Origin of the sequence: Pseudomonas sp. MF6767, assembly GCF_016405475.1 — a bacterium.
Taxonomy (GTDB): Bacteria; Pseudomonadota; Gammaproteobacteria; order Pseudomonadales; family Pseudomonadaceae; genus Aquipseudomonas; species Aquipseudomonas paracarnis.
Genome location: NZ_JAEKCY010000004.1, coordinates 1 through 16,853 on the forward strand (window position 1 = coordinate 1; position 16,853 = coordinate 16,853).

Here is a 16,853-nt window from a genome sequence, read left to right on the forward strand (position 1 = left end):
CCTTGGAAAATTGCAGGATGCGGTGGACCTGGCGTCCAGGGAGAAGTTGATTCGCAAGTCGTTTCAGGTGAGTGATTGGGTGGCGCCTGGGTTGGTGGCGGCGGGGCTCTGAGCTTGTCGGTGCCTGGGCTATCGCTATCGCAGGCAAGCCAGCTCCCACACTTGAACGTGTTCACCGCTCAATGTGGGAGCTGGCTTGCCTGCGATGAGGCCCTTCAAACCGCCACACTGACCTGCTGGCTATCCACCTCCACCAACATCTCGATCATCGCCTTCGCCGCCGGCGACAACCGCGACCCCGTGCGGCTGACGATCCCGCAGCGTGCGCTCAGGGTATCCATGTGCTGCGGCAAGTTGCGCCAGTGCAGCAGCACCAGCGCCCCCCTGGCAATGTCCTCGGCAAAGGCTTCTTCAGTGCCGACGCCGATGGCATTGGTTTGCAGCACGATGCTCACCAGTGCCGGGAAGTGCTCGGTCTGGATACTCGGTGAAAAATCCATGCGCCCACTCAGGTTCGCCAGCAGTTTGCGAATGCCTTGGGAGATCAGCGGCGCCGCCAGCGGGTAGTCGAACATATCGTTGGTGGACAGGCTGTCCTTGGCCAGCAAGGGATGCCCAGGGCGGCAGAAAAACACCCCGCGTTTGGGGGTGAGTGCGCGGGTCTGGAAATTCGGGTCGGCTTCGAACTGGCGGATGTCGGCGATAAAGAATTCGATCTCTTCACGGCTCAGGCGGCGGCTGAGGGTTTCCCAGTTATCCACCTGAAACGTGGTACGGATTTTCGGGTGGGCGTTGATAAACCGCGCCACCGCATCCGGCACCAGTTTCACGGCTGGCGCCGGGCCGCAGCCGAAGCGCAGGTCGCCGGCGTCGAGCTTGGTCATGCGCGTCACTTCACTGCTCAGCAGCGCTGCGCCATGCACCAGGCTTAGGGCGTGCTGCAACACCACCTGGCCTTCCGGCGTGGGGCGCAAGTCCTTGTGGCCACGGTCTACCAGCACGCAACCAAACTCCTGTTCCAGCCCCTGGATGCTGCGGCTGAACGCTGGTTGGGTGATGCCCATGGCGTCCGCGGCGCGCACGAAACTGCGGTGTTCGTTGAGGGCGATGAAGTAGCGCAGTTGGCGAAGATCCATATGCTTTCCCGGCATTTTAAAAATAGGTCGAAGGCATTTGCGACCGAGCAAGCTCAGGTTTTAAATGCAAGCTCTTATTCCGTCAACGAAGCATTCATTCATTTGCTAGACCTAAATTGCATATGGATAGAGCGTTGCTGGAAGCGTCCCCCCACCGTTTCGCAGGCACATGAGGGTCATCACAATGAGCAACGCCGCATTAGCCGTTCAACCCATCGCCCAACCACTTGATATTCACCCGGTAGCCGGGCGGATCGGCGCCGAAATCCGTGGCATCAAATTGTCCGGTGAGCTGGATGTCGCCACCGTCGAGGCCATCCAGCAGGCGCTGGTGCAGTACAAGGTGATCTTCTTCCGCGAACAGACCCATCTCGATGACCAGAGCCAGGAAGCCTTTGCTCACCTGCTCGGCGAGCCGATCGCCCACCCCACCGTACCGGTACGAGACGGCACGCGGTTCCTGATGGAGTTGGATGGCACCCGTGGCCAGCGCGCCAATTCCTGGCACACCGACGTGACGTTCGTCGATGCCTACCCTAAGGCCTCGATCCTGCGTTCGGTGCTGGCGCCTGTGTCCGGCGGCGACACCGTATGGGCCAACACAGCCGCTGCCTACAACGACCTCAGTGTGGAACTGCGCGCACTGGCTGATCACCTGTGGGCGGTGCACAGCAACGAATACGACTACGCCGCACGCAAGCCGGATGTGGCGGTGGAGAAGCTGGAGGAATACCGCAAAGTATTCACTTCCACGGTGTATGAAACCGAACACCCGGTGGTGCGCGTGCATCCGGTCAGCGGTGAGAAAACCCTGCTGTTGGGGCACTTCGTCAAACGCCTGAAAGGCTACTCCCAGGCAGAGTCGGCGCAGTTGTTCAACCTGCTGCAAGGCCATGTCACCCGCCTGGAAAACACCGTGCGCTGGCGCTGGAACACCGGTGACGTGGCGATCTGGGATAACCGCGCCACCCAGCATTACGCGGTGGACGACTACGGCACCCAGGAGCGCATCGTGCGCCGGGTTACGCTCAAGGGGGATGTGCCGGTGGGGGTGCAGGGGCAATCAAGCAAAACCACTAAAGGTCTTTAAGCCGGGTGAGGATAAAAAATATGGGAGCGGGCTTGCTCGCGGATGCAGTGGGTCAGTTGATGAATACGTCGACTGACGCTGCGCATTCGCGAGCAAGCCCGCTCCCACATTTGGATTTGTAGTGTTTACCAGACTCCGATCTTCACCACTTTCTCTGCCTCTGGCTCACCATAACGAAACCATTGCCCGCGCACCTCAACCTCCGTGTGGCTGATGGTGGTGCGCCGTTTCAACCCGCGCAACCAGTCGAACAGATAACCCAGGTGCGTCTCGCGCACCTCGGCATAGGCAGGATCGCTGCCCAGGTCGTGCAGTTCTTGCGGGTCGTTTTCCAGGTCGAACAGTTGCGGGCGAAAGCCGTCGTACGCCAGGTACTTCCAGCGCTCGCTGCGCACCATGGTCATGCGGCAACGGTCGATGGGTTGCTCCAGACGCTCGCGAGCCGGGGCCTGGAAGGCGTAGTCGTATTCGGCAATGGCATAGCGGCGCCAAGTGGGTTGTTCGCCCTGCAGCAATGGAATCAATGAGCGGCCTTCCAGGCGATGGTCGGCGGCGGGCAAGCCCAGGGCGTCGAGGAAGGTGGGCAGGGCGTCGATGGTTTCCACCAGACGCTCATCCACGGTGCCGCGGCTGACATCGGCGCTGGCACGCGGGTCGCGCACGATCAGCGGTACACCCACCGCAGGCTCCAGCAAGAATTCTTTTTCACCGAGGAAATGATCGCCGAGGAAGTCGCCGTGGTCGCTGGTGAACACGATCAGCGTGTCATCCCAACGGCCAGTGCTTTGCAGAAAATCAAACAGCCGCCCGAGTTGATCGTCGATCTGTTTGATCAGGCCCATGTAGGTCGGAATCACCGTGAGGCGCACCTCGTCACGGGAGAAATTCTGGCTCTCCTGGTGTTGGCGAAATGCCTGGTACACCGGGTGATCGCTGGTGTGGTCAGGTTGAATCGGCGCTTGCACATGCTCGGTTCCGTACAGCGCGTGATACGGCGCCGGCGCGATGTAGGGCCAGTGCGGCTTGATATACGACAGGTGCAGGCACCAGGGCTGTTCACCTTGTTCGTCGATAAAATCGATGGCGCGGTCGGTGGTGTAGACGGTCTCCGAATGTTCTTCGGCCACCCGTGCGGGTTTGCCGGCGTTGCGCATATGCCAGCCGCTAAGCACTTCGCCGTTCTCACCTTCGGCGGCGTTGGCCCATTCGTGCCAAGGGTTGCTGCCGTGGTAGCCGTGATCACGCAAGTATTGGGTGTAGGGCGCGGATTCGCGCTTATCCTCGAACAGCGGGCTGTCGGGATAGATGCCGTCGTGACGCAGATACGCATCGAAACCGACCTCATTGAGTGGCTCGGCCTGGGCACTGTCGGGGTCTATCTGCAGGCGCTGCAAGGCCTCAAGGTTCGGCGTGGCGTGGGTCTTGCCCACCAGGGCGGTGCGGATGCCGTGGGGGCGCAGGTAGTCGCCGATCGTCAGCTCCTCGAGCGGCAGCGGCACTGCGTTCCACGCCACCTGATGGCTGCTGACATAGCGCCCGGTGTAGGCCGACATGCGCGACGGGCCGCAGATGGTGCCTTGTGTATAGGCCCGACTGAAACGCACGCCAGCGTCGGCCAGGCGGTCGATATTCGGCGTGTGCAAATGGGCATGGCCGTAGCAGGACAGGTAGTCGCGGCGCAGTTGGTCGCACATGATGTAGAGCACGTTGCGCACGGGTTTGGGGTCAGACATAGGAATTTACCGAACGGAGGACAGGTGGGTTTTTTCGCCGTTCGAGGGGCGCTCTGGCAAGTGCATTTGGGGACTGGGTTCTATGCATTGAGTGCATGGGTGTGGCTGCTGGCGTCATCGCAGGCAAGCCAGTTCCCACAGTTGAAATGCATTTCCCTGTGGGAGCTGGCTTGCCTGCGATGACGGCCTGACAGCAGATACATATCTACCTGACTCCCCGCGATCAAATGGTGGGAGCAGGCTTACCCTGCGAAGGACCTGATGTGAGCGGCCAGTCCTGCCAGCGCTTTATCATCTGCCCTGGAAGCGTCATGGGAGGAGACATAGCCTTCATAACGCTCAAAGTATTTGTCCTGGGTCGAACTGATTTTTTTGAAGGCGCTATCTTCCCCGGTCCCATGCATCGGGAATAATTTGGCGTGCAGATGATCGACGCCATAACCCTCCAGAATCATGCCCGTTCTAGCCACACCTTTTAGCGCTTTGTCCAAAAGCTTCGCCGTCTTCTTGGCTGCGATGATCAAGTCACACAGCACGGTGTCCGGTTCGGCAAACGCATAGCTGCCGTGATGGGTTTTGGGGATAACCACACTGAACCCCGGCGTATTGGGAAATATGGAGAGAAAGGCCATGTGGGTCTGGTCTTCCCACAGGAGGTGGGAGGGTGCAGTACCGCGGGCAATGCTGCAAAAGATACAGTCCATCAAATGCGCTTCCTCGTGCGGGTCAAAAGGTTATAGACCCTCTTGTAGGTGATCTTTGTTATCTAATGATGACTTCACTGACGTTGCGGGCCGCTGTTCACCGCTTGGTCAGACCGCAATATTTTCCAACGCATAAGTATCCTCGTCTCTCTCATCAATCTCCTTGATCTGCTCAATCATCGCCTGCGCCAGCGGCGACAACCGATACCCTGCACGGCTGACGATCCCGTAGCGGGTGTAGCGCTCCTCCAGGTTTTCGTCCAATCCCTCAATCTGCAAACACACCAGTTCACCGCGGGCCATGTGCAGCACGTCACTGTTGGCGCTGACGATGCCAATGGCGTCCGAGCGCAGTACCACGCCCATCAGGCTGTAACCGTTTTCGCACTCCACATTGGGCTGGTAATCCGGCCGGCCGCTGAGGTCGACGATGACTTTGCGCAGGTTCGGCGGGCGGATGGTCACTGCCAGGGGGTAGCTCATCAGTTCGGCGGCGCTGACGCTGTTACGCGCGGCTAGGGGGTGCCCGGCGCGGCAGCAGAAGTGCCAACGGCGCGGGCGCAGGCGGTGGGTGTGGTAGTCGGGGTTGGCTTCGAAGTGGCGGGTGTCGGCGACGAAGAATTCGAACTCTTCGCTGAGCAGGCGCTTGCCCAGGCTTTGCCAGTCATCCACCTGGAACTGCACGCGGGCCTTGGGGTAGCGCCCGATAAAGCTGCCGATGGCACGTGGTACTAACCCAGCTGCCGGCGCGGGGCCGCAACCGAAGCGCAGTTCACCGGCTTCCAGGCCATTGAACTGGCTGATTTCGTTGGCCAGTTGTTGTGCGCCACTGACCAGGCGCCGTGCATGTTCGAGCAGCACCAGGCCTTGTTTGGTGGGGGCCAGGTCTTTGCGGCCACGGTCCACCAGTTGGCAGCCGGCGCTGTGTTCCAGGGCCTGGATGCTACGGCTGAACGCCGACTGCGACAGGTTCACCGCTGCGGCTGCCGCGACGAAACTGCGCTGTTCGGCGAGGGCGATGAAGTGGCGAAGCTGGCGCAAGTCGATATGCATTTTTCACATCAAAAATATCCGGGAAATGCATTGGCTATGCATTACGTCGACTCCTTATAAAGGCTATCTCTTATGCAGTAAATGTTGTTAAAAACATAAATAAATAACCTTTGGGAATATGAGGCGACGAGTATTCCGGGGTTCTGGAGCCGCTTATGAGTTTGTTCAAGTCCTTGCCCCTGGCTGTTCTAGTGGCCGGTAGCAGCAGTTGGTCGCCGGCCCAGGCCGCTGAAACACCCGCGCCTGCCGGCAAGGGCGAAAGCGCCAGTGGCCAACTGGAAACTGTCACGGTCACTGCCCGGCGGCGTACCGAAAGTGCCCAGGCCGTGCCGACGCCCATGAGCGTGGTCGGCGGCCAGGCCCTGGAAACCCAGCGGGTGTACCGCATCCAGGATTTGCAGCAACTGGTGCCCAGCGTCAACGTCGCCTATATGCATGCGCGCCAGTCCAGCGTGTCGATCCGCGGCCTGGGCAACAACCCGGCCAGCGATGGCCTGGAAGGCAGCGTGGGGCTGTATATCGACAATGTCTACCTCGGGCGCCCGGGCATGGCGGTGTTCGACCTGATGGACATTGAGCAGCTTGAAGTTTTGCGCGGCCCCCAGGGCACGTTGTTCGGCAAGAACACCACTGCCGGGGTCATCAACATCAGCACCCGCGCACCGAGCTTTACCCCGGAGCGCAGCATCGAAACCTCCTTGGGCGAGGACGGTTATTTCCAGACCAAGGGCACGATTTCCGGCCCCCTGACCGATGACCTGGCAGGGCGTTTCTCGGCCTATCGCACCCGCAGCGACGGCGACATCAAGAATGAACACGATGGCCATGATCTGAACGGCGGTTCACGCCAGGGCTTTCGCGGGCAACTGCTGTACAAGCCCAACGAAGCGTTCAACCTGCGCTGGATCGGCGACTACAACGAAGAAGACTCCAGCGCCGGCACCCGCGTGCTGTACAGCACCGGGCCGACCATCAATGGCACCAACCTGTATCAATCCCGGGCCAACGCGGCAGGCGCCACCCTGGTGGACGGCACCCATCGCAAGGTCAACCTGGACAACGACCAGCACGTCACGGTGTTCCAGGGCGGTACCTCGCTGGAAGCCAATTGGACGCTGCCCAGCGACTTCACCCTGACCTCGGTGAGTGCTTACCGCTGGTGGAATTTCACCCCGCGCAACGATGATGGCCTCAACGTACCGGCGTCGTATAACGCTGGGGTTTCGGTGGAAGATAAGCAGTGGTCCCAGGAATTCCGCTTGGCGTCGCCCAGCGGTGGTTTCTTCGATTACGTGCTCGGCGCCTACTACTTCGGCTCCGACCTGGATAACAAATCCTTTGCCTACTACGGGCCCAAGGCCGATATCTGGAACGGCACGCCCGCCGGTGCGTTGAGCAATGTGAGCAGTGTGGGCAACGGGCATATCCGCACCGACAGTTTCGCGCTGTTCGCCCAAGGCACCTGGCACCTGACCGAGCGCCTGGATTTCACCGCCGGTGTACGCGGCACCTACGAAGAAAAAAGCGCCTGGGTCACGCGCAATGCGCCCTTCGGTGGCGCGGCGGTCAGCGGGGCCGCCGCCATGGCGCGGCGTGGGCGTACCGGGGCCTATGACTCGGGCGACCTGTCGCAATACAGCGCCACGCCGTCGGGGCTGCTCAATCTCAGTTATCACTTCAATGAAAACCTGCTGGGCTACGCGACACTGTCCCATGGCGAGAAGTCCGGCGGTGTGAACCTGGCGGTGGGGTCTGCGCCGACAGCCGGAGCCGACTCGTTGTTGATCGGCACCGAGCGCGCCAACAACGCCGAGCTGGGCTTCAAGAGCACGCTGTGGGACCGCCGCCTGCAACTCAATGCCAACCTGTTCTGGACCCAGGTCAACGGCTACCAGACCAACGCCTACGACCAGGACAACCGCGTGCAGTACCTGACCAACGCCGGCTCGGTGCGCTCGCGGGGCGTGGAAGTGGAAAGCACCCTGGTGCCGATCAAGGGCCTGACCCTGAACATCAACGGCTCCTTCAATGACGTGACGTACCTGTCTTACAAGGATGCGCCATGCCCGCCGGAAACCAGCCTGCGTCCCGGTGCGCAGGCGTCCTGCGACTTGAGCGGCCACCAGGTGGTGGGCGCGTCCAAGTGGATTGCCAACGCCAACGGCGAGTACAAGTGGAACCTGGCGAACGGCTTCGAACCCTACGTCACCGCCAGCTACGCGTTCCGTTCCAAGGCGGTGGGCACGGTGGAAGATTCCGACTACGGGCAGATCCCGGCGTATGCGGTGGTCAACCTGTCTACCGGTTTGCGCGGCGACTATGACCAGGGGCAGTGGGATGTGTCGCTGTGGCTGAAAAACGCTTTCGACAAAACCTACTACACCACCCTGTGGACCGGTGGTAACGGCGGTTACGAGGGCCTGCTGGGCACGCCGCGCACCCTAGGCGTGACTGGGCGCTACGACTTCTAGGTCGGTGCGATAGGTGGCCGGGCTGAACACCCGCGTCACCAGCAGCATCGCCACCACCGTCACCGTCAGCACCACCCATGCACTGACAAAGTTGCCGGTAAGCTCGCGCAGCCAGCCGGTCAGCCACGGCGAAATCGCATTGATCAAAAAGCCTACGCCTTGCACGAACGCCGCCAGTTGCCCGGCTTGGCGTGGGTCGCGATGGTGGTCGAGGGTCAGCAGCAGGCTCAGGGCAAAGCACGCCCCTAACCCGAAGCCGCACAAGGCCACCCACAGGTGGGGATATTCCTGCGGCGCAATGATCAGGCCGAGGTAGCCGATGGTTTGCGCCAGCAGGCTGATGCTGAGCAATGGGCGGCGGTCGATACCGCGTTGCGCCAGCACCGGCATCAGCAGGGCGGCCGCCACCTGAAAAATCGTCATGAATGCCAGCAACGACCCGCTGGGCAGCACGCCCCAGCCCAGTTGCTGATAGTAGGCCGGCAGCCACGCGACCATGCTCATGTAGCCGCAATTGACCAGGCCGAAATACAGCGCCAGCAGCCAGGCGCGGCGGTTGCGCAACCCTTTGAACGCAGGCGCCTGCAGTGGATTGCGCGCGGCGCCCAGCGGTAGCCAGGCCCACAGCAGCAATGCCCCCAGCGCCGGCAATAACCACACACCCAGGCCTGCCTGCCATTGCTGGAAATGCGTGGCTATCACCGGGCTGAGCAGCGCCGCCAGCCCACCGCCGGCCATCAGCGACGCCGAGTACACCCCCATCGCTACGGGCACACGGTGATGGAATTCACGCTTGATCATTGCCGGCACCAGCGCCTGGATCAGCGCAACACCCGCACCGCCAAGCAGCGCGGTAACCAGCAGTGCCGAGGCTTCGCCTATCAACCAGCGCGCCAGGCACGCCAGCAGAATCATCAACAAGCCCAGGGCGATGCCGCGACGCTCGCCCAAGCGAGCCTCCACGCGCACGCCCACCAGTGCCACCAACCCCATGCAGATCACCGGCAGGCTGGTGAGCAGGGCACTGCTCTGAAAGCTCAGGCCGGTGGCCTGGCGAATCTCGCCGAGCAGTGGGCTGATGGAACTGAGGATCGGGCGCAGGTTCAGGCCGAGCACCACCAGCAGGCCCCAGCCGGCGAGGGATTTATTCAGGTTCATGCAGGGTTTTCCACTGGTGATACAGCGCAGTCATTGCGGCATCGGGCAGGTGCTGAATGGGCAGGCGTTGCGCGTCGATGGGCAAGCCAACCTGTTGGCTGATGGCTGCGGTCGACAGGCCGAACGGCTCGGCCATTTCGTTGCTGGCGGCAAACACTACGCGCTCGACGCCGCACAGGTACATGGCGCTCAGGCACATCGGGCAAGGCTGGCCGCTGGCGTAGATCACGCACCCTTCCAGGCGTGCACCCAGCTGCCGGCTCGCTGCGCGAATTGCCAGCAACTCGGCGTGGGCGGTGGGGTCCTGGGTCAGGTGGATCTCATTCACGGCTTCCACCAACATCTCATCGTTGCGCGTCAGCACCGCGCCGAAGGGGCGGCCACCTTGGGCGACGTTGGCGCGGGCCAAGGCAATAGCGCGTTGCAGGTGTGGTTGATCGTTGGTCATACAAGGCCCCGGGGTGCGATGAAAGGTGAAGTATGGTCAGCCAGCAAGGTATGCTGAAATTAAATATAAACATGCCAATCAGTGGCAAACGAAATGGTGATGACGTTGTTCGATCCCGTGTTGTTGCGCAGCTTTGTCGCCGTGGTGGACTGCGGTAATTTCACCCGGGCGGCCGAGCGCCTGCATTTGACTCAATCCACCGTCAGCCAGCAGATCCGCCGTCTGGAAGACGCAGTGGCCTGTCAGTTATTGGACCGCGATCAGCGCCGGGTAGTGGCCACCGCCGAGGGTGAGCGTCTGCTCGCGTATGCGCGCCGTATTCTCGCGTTGCACGAAGAAGCCGCCGACGTGCTGATCAACCAGCAAAGCGACGGTGTGTTGCGCCTCGGCGTGCCGGAGGATTTCGCCGCCGAGCGCCTGATGCCGCTGCTTTCGGCGTTTGTGGTGGCGTACCCACGGGTGCGGCTGGAAGTCACCAGCGGTCTGGGCCCCGAATTGCAGCGCCAGTACCGGGGCGGTGAGTTCGATGTGTTGCTGGTCAAGCAGATGGGCGACAGCGACGACTGTGTGGCGTCGTGGCCGGAGCCCTTGTATTGGGTCGACAGCCTGAGCACCCCGGCCCTGGGCCGCGACCCGCTGCCGCTGGTGGCTTTCCCCGTAGGTGGCCTGTATCGCAACGACATGCTGCACCATCTGGAACGGGCCGGCTGGCGTTGGCGCATCGGCTATTCCAGCGCCAGCCTGGCCAGTGTGTGCTCGGCGGTGGCGGCAGGCTTGGGCATCAGTTTATTGCCAGAACGGGTGTTGCAACCGGGCCATCGCATACTCGGCCCAGAGAGTGGCTTGCCACCTGTTCATGGCGTGCGGTTGGCCCTGTATGGCCGCAGTGGTTTGGGCGCAGCGGGCCAGAGTTTGCTGGGTGAATTGCTGGCGTTGTGCAGTGGGAACCCGCACTGAGCCCATACCTTTGACGAATATTTTGTATGCCTTAAAGGCATTGAAAAACAACGGCTTGAAGCCAGGCCACGGACCACGTGGCTTTGGTGTGATCGGCTGTTTTATTTATGCGTTTTTGTTCTATATATAACTTTAAAGATTACTTTAAGAGATAAGTGTCTGGCACCGATGATTCAGCCCTCGACGGGCCTTCACGCTGGCCCGTCGGTTTTTCAAAACCGCAGGGAGTGAATCAATGGGCAAAGTCCAGACCGCCGCCAGTGCACCTGAGGCGCAGTGGCGTCAGGCACCGAGTGGTGAGTTGGTCGACCTTGGCCGGCCGCATCGCGCGCCGTTGGGTCAATTGCGCCTGCAGAAAACCCCGAAGCGTTTTTCCAGCCGCCGCGAAGGGGTTTTGCTCGGGTTGCTGGTGTTGGCGCTGCACGGTGCAGTGATCTATTGGGTGAGCCAGAAACCCACGCCGGTGCTGCCGATTGTGCCGCCGGAAATTCCACCGATGACCATCGAATTTTCCCAGCCGGCGCCGCCGGTGGTTGAGCCGCCACCGCCTGTACCGCCACCACCGCCTCCGCCTGTGGTCGAGCCCCCGCCGCCGCTGGTGGATGAGTTGGCGGCCAAGCCGGCGCCGCCCAAACCCATTGCGAAACCCAAGCCCAAGCCCGTGCCTAAACCTGAGCCCAAGCCGGCCCCCAAGGCCGTCGAGCAGCCACCTGCACCACCGACGCCAGCGCCACCTGCACCGCCCGCACCTGCGGCGCCAGCGCCGGTGACGCCTGCTTCGGCCAACGCCGCGTACCTGAAAAACCCGGCGCCGGAATACCCGTCACTGGCTCAGCGTCGCGGTTGGGAAGGCACGGTGTTGCTGCGGGTGCAGGTGCTGGCCAGCGGTAAACCGGGTGAGATCCAGGTGCAAAAAAGCAGTGGTCGCCAGCAGTTGGATGACGCGGCATTGGCGGCGGTGAAGCGCTGGAGTTTCGTGCCTGCCAAGCAGGGCGATGTGGCCCTGAACGGCTGGGTGAGCGTGCCCATCGATTTCAAGATTCATTAATTATTCAGCGGCGCAGAGGGAAAACATCATGGCATTGGCATCTCCACTTGAATCCATCGAAAGCACGGTGATCTGGCTGCTGGTGGCCTTTTCGGTCGCCACTTGGGGCCTGGCCTTGCTCAAGGGCGTGCAGTTCGGTCGCCTCAAGGCCCAGGATCGCAAGTTTCACAAACAGTTCTGGGCGGCATCGAGCCTCGACTCGGCCGCCGAACTCGCCGAAACCCAGCCTGGCGCCGCCGCCCGTGTAGCCCAGGCCGGTTATGCCGCGATCCAGGTGGGCGATACCACCCACGCTGCGGATTTGAGCCAGGCGATCAATCACCAGGACCGCCTCGAACGCGCTCTGCGCCAGCAAATTGTGCGTGAGCGCCGCTCCCTGGAAACCGGTCTGGCTGTAGTCGCCAGTATCGGCAGCACCTCGCCGTTTATCGGCCTGTTTGGCACCGTGTGGGGGATCATGGAAGCGCTGAAGGGGATCAGTGCTGCCGGGTCCGCCAGCCTGGAAACCGTGGCCGGGCCCATCGGCGCGGCACTGGTGGCGACCGGCGTGGGGATCGCCGTCGCGGTGCCTGCGGTGCTGGTCTACAACTACTTTTTGCGCCGCCTGAAGCTGACGGCGGCAGACCTGGATGACTTTGCCCACGACTTCTACAGCCTGGCGCAGAAAAACGCGTTCCGCGTGCTGCTGCACCCGGCGCTGACCAAGGCCGGCGCCGGTAGCCCGCAGAAAGTGAAGGAGGCGTCCTGACATGGCCTTCTCCACGCAAGACAGTGATGAGGTGCTGAGCGAGATCAACGTCACGCCGCTGGTGGACGTGATGCTGGTGCTGCTGGTGGTGTTTATCGTCACCGCGCCGCTGTTGACCAACTCGATCCCGATCAACCTGCCCAAGACCCAGGCCGTGGCGCCGGTTGAGCAAAAGGACCCGCTGGTGGTGAGCATCGACGGCGCCGGCAAATTGTTTATCAACAAGGACGAAATCCAGCCGGATCTGCTGGAGTTCAACCTGCAGGCGGCGAAGGCCAAGGACCCCGATGTGCGGGTGCAACTGCAGGCTGACGATGGAGTGAACTACGGCGAAGTGGCACGAGCCATGGCGTCGATTGAGCGTGCGGGCATCACCAAGTTGTCGGTGATCACTGCACGTTAGTTTCAAAAAGTCTCGACAGTTTTTGGGCCGCTTTCCTTGGCAGGGTGCGGCCCTTTTTTTATCTAAGCATTGCATGTTTACAGATGTTGCACAGGAAAAGAATTTACATGTATCCGAGCGTGCAATTTTCGGCTGCATGCTTATTCTGGTCGGCGCATAGAGTGATTTAATTAATGGAGTAATTGCATGTCTATACGCGTTCCTGTCCAAGTCGTGAATACGTTCGTTAATCCCCATTTAACGGTTGAAAAGCCTGAAGAAAAGCCTGCGGTAATGGCATCTTCGAACGATCGCATGGCCGGCATGAGACATCCATCAGCCTGTATTTTGCCCACGCTGGCTGACTATAAGAGAAAACAGAGTTTACTGCAGGGTGCTGAAGCAAGCCCTACGCCAAGAGGCGGGAGCAACTCGGCATTCAAAAAAAATGCTCGTTTAGAATCTTATATCAGCAAGCAAACCGCCGACTTTGTAACGCCCGAAAAAGAAATTTCCACTATTTTATCTGCAAAGATAAAGCAGCAATGGGGTGTGGATATTGATCCAGATAAAACCTATCTAGTAACATTTAAAGATGACAGTGAGGATGAAAAAGAGGTGGTAGAAAAAATCACCCTGACACAAGCGGCATTGAAAAACAGGCAAGATGTAACAATTAAGAATGATGAAAGCTGGTTTGTAAAAATTGGCAAGTACTTTTCGCCAGCGATATATATTTACAACCAGATTGACGGTTGGGTGCAGGAAGCAAACACTCGACAAGGTATTTATCGGGAGCCCAATGCGCCGGGCGATGCCCCCTATAACGCCGACACCCGCGTTTCCATACCGGTGGATGACTTCAAGGCATTAGTCTGGGATACAGACCGGACCCAACTGTATAAGAAGACCCTTGATGGGTTTTGGGACAAGCACAGCGAATCTTATACGGCATTGAGTAAAATCTCGTTTGTCAAAGCCATCAATCTGCAGCGCCTGGAAGGGAGCCTTGGCCCTGCCGAGACGGCACTCGCCCAGCGAGCGTTGGGGCCTGTTGCGCAAAAGGATTGGTCCAAGCTGACGGTCCAGGATTTTGAAGGGCCTGCCGTGAAGGACCCGGATCTGGACATCGGCCTGCTGAGCATCAATGGGTTTGAGTCGACCGACTTGATGTGTGTGACCGATCGGAAAACCCAGTTGACGTTGCTTTACATCCCTGGCAACTCCTCGCCAATACATCGCTTCGATAATCCTCAGCAAATGACAACGTGGCTGGCCGGGCAAGCCTCGGACCCCGTAAAGCGCGCGTCCTTGTTGACGCACTTTTCCCTCAAGGATCAAGCTGACAGAACGTTTTCAGACGGCGTACGTCAGACCCTGCAGGGGATGGGAAACTGGTCCGATGCGCAGGCATCAGGCAATGCTTTCCTTGCGAGCCTCAACGGTTGGGTGCCGGATCGTTTCATCGCTGTTGAGCAGTTGCACGGTGATCCTTTCGAAGCGGTCAAGGTTCGGCAAAAAGCACGGTCCTATTCGGACGCCGACAATGCGATTGTCAGTGACGGGGACTACACCAAGAACCAGGTGCTGCATGTCGTGGAAGAGGCTACCAAGGTCGCCATGTTCATGACGCCGCTGGCGCTGGTGATGCCCGAAGTCGCTATAGGGCTGGATGTTTTCTTCCTGGCCGCCGGGGCTGCCCAGACAGGTATCGGTATTGATGATGCCGTCCAGGGAAAAGCAACGGCTTCCGACCGCATTGTGTTTGGCGTGTTGAACGCCGTACCGCCGTTGGCCACTCACGCCGGGGCACCACTGGCGAAAGCGCTGACAGAGAGGGTGTCCGGCGGTGGCGTTGCAGCAGGGGTTGATGCTGCAACCCGCACACCCACCCAAGTGACTGAACAAGCGCGCCCATTCTTCAGGCCACCACAACGTGTCAATGGGCATATCGGATACCCGATGGGGCCCGTCTCACCTCCAGTGATCCTTGAGGAGGTCAGGGTTCCCATGGATGACGTGAGGCGCATGATCGGGAAAGACTATATGGTTTATGTCGGTCAATACGGTACCAAAGTTACGTATGACGTCGAAGCGGGTCTTTGGCGCGGGCTCCAGGCCAATGGTCAGGTGAACGACATCTTTTATTGGCGTAAAGGTCAAGGACGGTGGCTGGGTGGCACTCAAGCCGAAGCGATTGAGGCCAGTAAAAATGCGCCTGCTTCGATGACAACCAAAGTACTGAAACTACCGAGAATGCCGGTACTGCCGTCCGGTGCTACAGACGTGCCGAAAGTGATCCACTATTTTTGGGCCGGCAATGAAATGCCGGAAAATCTACTCAATAATATTATGGAAAATTCCCGGAAAAGCCCCGGGTATAAGTCGATTGTTCACGTCGATGCCAATAACGCAGATACTTTTCAGAAAATACATTCAGCATTGGATCATAAAGTGGGTGGGCTTGAAGTTCATGATTTAAAGGCCGATGAAAGTTTTCAGGCTCTGAATGCAGGTCAATACGGCGAGATGTATCAGTTTTTCCGTTCAGGGCGTGGGCAGAATTTAGCGGCGTCATCGGACGTCATGCGCGCTGTGCTAATGAAAAAGTACGGTGGCATCTATCTGGATACGGATGATGCGCTGACCTTTAATGTGGGCGAGGTCACATTGAAAGCCACGCCTAATGATATCTTGATGAACGTGCCGGTTACTTACGAACCTACGGACTTCAATGGCTTCAACACCAGTAATTTTGCCAGTCATCCAGACAACCCTGTATTTGACGAGATTCTGGAGACGGCGTATGAGCGATACAAGGCAAACGAAGAATGGCTGAACGCTAATCGTCCCTTTCTGAAGGAAAACTCGACAGCCGCAGAGCGGCAAATTTATAACGAGTATGTAAAGAAAATTTTCGAGATCACTGGGCCGAGAATGTTTGGTGATGTATTGGCGCAAAAAGAATATGGGTTTTTTTCAGAAGTTGAGGAACTGACGGAACTGTTGGAAGCGCGTATTTTACTTCCGCAAGCGTATGCGGAAAAACTTACACAAGTGCGTGATTATTATATGGCGATGAACCATAAGTTCGGAGTTGCTATCGGCTCGGAACACTCTATGCATCATTCTCGCTGAGGTTGGCCCGGTCATTGCGCCGCGGTGGCAGGGACGCAATGGCCGGTTTTAATGAAGGGCTTGGTAAAGCAAGTTCTGAAAAGGGCGTAAATTCCTTTTGGTTATTAATAAATTCTTTTTTATTCCTTATTGGTACGTGAGCCTCACCCTATACTGACCAGCAACGTTAAACGCTGCAGGAGGGCACACCCATGCACAGCGAGTCGATTCGTTATCTGATCGTGCCGGGCTGGCAAGGATCGCCAGAAGATCATTGGCAAACCCATTGGCAAAACAGCTTGCCCAACAGCGCACGGGTGGAACAGGCCGATTGGCTGACGCCGCGTCGCGAGGATTGGGTCGCCGCACTGGCCGAGGCCATCGCTGCCGACAGCACGCCGGTCATCCTGATCGCTCATAGCCTGGGTTGCATCACCGTGGCCCACTGGGCCGCCACTGCCCCCGTGCAGTTCTTGCGGCAGGTACGCGGCGCATTGCTGGTGGCACCGGCGGATGTCGAGCGTCCTGCGTGTGCCCCTGCACTGCGCAATTTCGCCCCTATTCCAACTGACCTGCTGCCATTTCCCAGCCAGGTGGTCAGCTCCGACAACGACAGTGCCGTAAGCGCCCCCAGGGCTCTGGAACTGGCGCGTCAGTGGGGCGCCGAAGCCGGCATCTTGTCGGGCGCCGGGCATATCAATGTGAAGTCCGGCCACCGGCGCTGGGAGCAAGGGTTTGCTTACCTCTATCGCCTGCAACATCGCCTCGAGCACCACGCTCGGCGCAGCGCCTAATATTTTCAACGCCC

14 protein-coding genes and 1 pseudogene are annotated in these 16,853 nt (G+C 59.5%); 9 read left to right on the top strand and 6 right to left on the bottom strand.

The window, feature by feature from the left end; genetic code table 11:
* Positions 1 to 112: pseudogene (locus tag JFT58_RS08525) on the top strand (ABC transporter substrate-binding protein); the annotation flags it as partial.
* 103 nt (positions 113 to 215) lie between these two features.
* Here JFT58_RS08525 and JFT58_RS08530 read toward each other — a convergent pair.
* Complete coding sequence (locus JFT58_RS08530) at positions 216 to 1,136, bottom strand: LysR family transcriptional regulator (RefSeq protein ID WP_054896683.1); 921 nt, start codon at positions 1,134 to 1,136, stop codon at positions 216 to 218.
* Positions 1,137 to 1,320: 184 nt separating this feature from the next.
* On the opposite strand from JFT58_RS08530, the gene JFT58_RS08535 reads away from it, so the two are divergent.
* A complete protein-coding gene (locus tag JFT58_RS08535) occupies positions 1,321 to 2,226 on the top strand; it encodes a TauD/TfdA dioxygenase family protein (protein WP_054896682.1) in 906 nt (301 codons plus the stop codon).
* A 125-nt stretch (positions 2,227 to 2,351) separates the two neighbouring features.
* On the opposite strand, the gene JFT58_RS08540 is transcribed toward JFT58_RS08535, so the two are convergent.
* The 3 genes from JFT58_RS08540 to JFT58_RS08550 all read right to left on the bottom strand — a co-directional run bounded on the left by JFT58_RS08540 (position 2,352) and on the right by JFT58_RS08550 (position 5,716).
* Entirely contained in the window at positions 2,352 to 3,959 is a 1,608-nt protein-coding gene (locus tag JFT58_RS08540; RefSeq protein WP_054896681.1) for an alkaline phosphatase family protein, read from the bottom strand.
* Between the two features lie 242 nt (positions 3,960 to 4,201).
* Complete coding sequence (locus tag JFT58_RS08545) at positions 4,202 to 4,663, bottom strand: HIT family protein (RefSeq protein WP_054896680.1); 462 nt, start codon at positions 4,661 to 4,663, stop codon at positions 4,202 to 4,204.
* A gap of 108 nt (positions 4,664 to 4,771) precedes the next feature.
* Positions 4,772 to 5,716 carry a LysR family transcriptional regulator gene (locus JFT58_RS08550; RefSeq protein ID WP_054896679.1) on the bottom strand — a complete coding sequence of 315 codons (945 nt, stop codon included), beginning with the start codon at positions 5,714 to 5,716 and terminating at the stop codon, positions 4,772 to 4,774.
* A gap of 155 nt (positions 5,717 to 5,871) precedes the next feature.
* Between JFT58_RS08550 and JFT58_RS08555 the strand changes: the two genes are divergently transcribed.
* Positions 5,872 to 8,187, top strand: a complete 2,316-nt coding sequence (locus JFT58_RS08555) for a TonB-dependent receptor (protein WP_054896678.1) — start codon at positions 5,872 to 5,874, stop codon at positions 8,185 to 8,187.
* On the opposite strand, the gene JFT58_RS08560 is transcribed toward JFT58_RS08555, so the two are convergent.
* Positions 8,158 to 9,345, bottom strand: a complete 1,188-nt coding sequence (locus tag JFT58_RS08560; protein ID WP_054896677.1) for a CynX/NimT family MFS transporter — start codon at positions 9,343 to 9,345, stop codon at positions 8,158 to 8,160. The genes JFT58_RS08555 and JFT58_RS08560 overlap by 30 nt on opposite strands.
* The gene (locus JFT58_RS08565) at positions 9,332 to 9,793 is read right to left on the bottom strand and encodes a nucleoside deaminase (protein WP_054896676.1); all 462 of its coding nucleotides are present in this window, start codon (positions 9,791 to 9,793) and stop codon (positions 9,332 to 9,334) included. The genes JFT58_RS08560 and JFT58_RS08565 overlap by 14 nt, the downstream gene beginning before the upstream one ends.
* Positions 9,794 to 9,898: 105 nt before the next feature.
* On the opposite strand from JFT58_RS08565, the gene JFT58_RS08570 reads away from it, so the two are divergent.
* From JFT58_RS08570 to JFT58_RS08595, 6 genes are all read left to right on the top strand, one after another.
* On the top strand, positions 9,899 to 10,750 hold the full coding sequence (locus JFT58_RS08570; protein WP_005783745.1) for a LysR family transcriptional regulator: 852 nt from the start codon (positions 9,899 to 9,901) through the stop codon (positions 10,748 to 10,750).
* 235 nt (positions 10,751 to 10,985) lie between these two features.
* Entirely contained in the window at positions 10,986 to 11,798 is an 813-nt protein-coding gene (locus tag JFT58_RS08575; protein ID WP_054896675.1) for an energy transducer TonB, read from the top strand.
* Positions 11,799 to 11,823: 25 nt separating this feature from the next.
* Positions 11,824 to 12,546, top strand: a complete 723-nt coding sequence (locus tag JFT58_RS08580; RefSeq protein ID WP_087149534.1) for a MotA/TolQ/ExbB proton channel family protein — start codon at positions 11,824 to 11,826, stop codon at positions 12,544 to 12,546.
* A gap of 1 nt (position 12,547) precedes the next feature.
* Positions 12,548 to 12,949, top strand: coding sequence for an ExbD/TolR family protein (locus tag JFT58_RS08585; RefSeq protein WP_034125467.1), 402 nt, complete (start codon positions 12,548 to 12,550; stop codon positions 12,947 to 12,949).
* Positions 12,950 to 13,135: 186 nt separating this feature from the next.
* Positions 13,136 to 16,066 (top strand): glycosyltransferase family 32 protein, encoded by a 2,931-nt coding sequence (locus JFT58_RS08590; protein WP_125919838.1) that lies wholly within the window; start codon positions 13,136 to 13,138, stop codon positions 16,064 to 16,066.
* Positions 16,067 to 16,257: 191 nt separating this feature from the next.
* Positions 16,258 to 16,839, top strand: a complete 582-nt coding sequence (locus tag JFT58_RS08595) for an alpha/beta hydrolase (RefSeq protein WP_034134614.1) — start codon at positions 16,258 to 16,260, stop codon at positions 16,837 to 16,839.
* The last annotated feature ends 14 nt before the right edge of the window (positions 16,840 to 16,853 follow it).